This is a genomic window from Pseudomonas sp. UBA2684, assembly GCA_002354655.1.
Lineage (GTDB): Bacteria > Pseudomonadota > Gammaproteobacteria > Pseudomonadales > Pseudomonadaceae > Aquipseudomonas.
On record DELY01000012.1, the window covers coordinates 90,063 to 91,854 of the forward strand.

2 protein-coding genes are annotated in these 1,792 nt (G+C 61.6%); both read left to right on the forward strand.

The features are described 5' to 3' along the window. Positions 1-154: 154 nt before the first annotated feature. The gene (locus B3M58_RS06395) at positions 155-964 is read left to right on the forward strand and encodes an SDR family oxidoreductase (protein WP_296217736.1); all 810 of its coding nucleotides are present in this window, start codon (positions 155-157) and stop codon (positions 962-964) included. A gap of 158 nt (positions 965-1,122) precedes the next feature. After that, a partial coding sequence (locus tag B3M58_RS06400) for a CynX/NimT family MFS transporter (protein ID WP_296217737.1) occupies positions 1,123-1,792 on the forward strand: 670 nt, incomplete at its 3' end.

Genomic DNA, 1,792 nt, shown 5'->3' on the forward strand with positions numbered 1-1,792 from the left:
CGGGCATGGCCCGCTCCTACAGGTTTCCTGTTGTCACTGGCCTCCGCGTCGGCAGTTTGCCCTGGTCATTCAGGAGCCTGATGGTACGTGGGGATGATTATTTCCTTCGCTACACTGCGGCCCATCTACCACAGCACTACAAGGCGACCTCTGTATGCAAAATCGCATGATGATTACCGGCGCGGGTTCGGGTTTGGGTCGTGAAATCGCTCTGCGATGGGCTCGTGAGGGCTGGCGCTTGGCGCTGTCCGATGTCAACGAGCCGGGCTTGCTCGAGACCTTGCAGTTGGTGCGCGCAGCGGGTGGCGACGGTTTTACCCAGCGCTGCGATGTGCGCGACTACAGTCAATTGACGGCATTGGCGCAGGCGTGCGAGGAGAAATTCGGCGGCATCGATGTGATCGTCAACAACGCCGGTGTGGCCTCCGGTGGTTTCTTCAGCGAGCTGTCGCTGGAAGATTGGGATTGGCAGATCGCGATCAACCTGATGGGCGTGGTCAAGGGCTGCAAGGCCTTTCTGCCGCTGCTGGAGCGCAGCAAGGGCAAGATCGTCAACATCGCCTCGATGGCGGCGTTGATGCAGGGCCCGGCGATGAGCAACTACAACGTGGCCAAGGCTGGCGTGGTGGCATTGTCGGAAAGCTTGTTGATCGAGCTGAAGATGCAGGAAGTTGGTGTGCATGTGGTTTGCCCGTCGTTCTTCCAGACCAATCTGCTGGATTCGTTCCGTGGCCCGACCCCGGCGATGAAGGCCCAGGTCGGCAAGCTGCTGGAAAGCTCGCCGATCAATGCGGCGGATATCGCCGACTACATCTACCAGGAAATCGCCAAGGGCGAGTTCATGATCCTGCCGCACGAGCAGGGCCGTATGGCCTGGGCGTTGAAGCAGAAGAACCCGCAGTTGCTGTACAACGAAATGACCAGCATGGCCGACAAAATGCGCGGTAAAGCCAAGCAAGGCTGACGCATTGCCGCTGCCTCTGCGTCCCTTGCCAGCGAGGGACGTACGCGCAATTAAGCTGACCTTTTGGTCAAAAATGTGCCTGCCAGGCTTGTCCCAGGCAGGGCGCGGCGTTAGGGTTGCTGGCCCGGCCTGTCAGCCGTCTTGACCTTGGACTCTTTGTGAAAGCGATCCCTCGGGCGACCTTGTTGTTGGCCCTGGTGTTGGCGGCGATCAACCTTCGTCCCGGCATCACCTCCCTGGCGCCGCTGATCGAGCGGATTGCCAACGAACTCTCCCTGAGTCGCAGTCTGATCAGCCTGACCACCGCGCTGCCGGTGCTGTGCATGGGGCTGTTGGCGCCGGTCGCGCCGCGTCTCGCATTACGCCTGGGTTTGGAACGCACCATCGCTATGTGTTTGGCGGTCATCGCGCTGGCGTTGCTGTTGCGTCTGGCCGGGCAGACCAGCTCGGTGTTGATTGGCAGTGCGGTGTTGCTTGGCGCTGCGATTGCCGTGGCCGGGCCATTGTTGTCCGGTTTTATCAAACGCCATTTCGCCGGGCGGATGGGCCAAGTAGTCGGTTGGTATTCCCTGAGCATGGCGGTGGGTGGCGCTGGCGGGGCGGTATTGACGGCGCCGGCCACCCAACTGTTCGGTGACGACTGGACCCTCGGCCTGGCGGTCTGGGCATTGCCGGCAATTATAGGGGTGCTGTTGTGGGGCTGGCTGCCGAGCCGTCCGGAGCAGGACACGTCTGCCGAGGGGCAGGGTGGGCTGCCTTGGCGACAGCCTCGGGCGTGGTTGATCAGCGGCTTCTTTGCGATTCAGGGTGCGGATTCCACGCCATTCG

Excerpts from the sequence above, each read along its gene's own strand:
- B3M58_RS06395 (WP_296217736.1), top strand. The coding sequence starts at position 155 with ATGCAAAATCGCATGATGATTACCGGCGCGGGTTCGGGTTTGGGTCGT.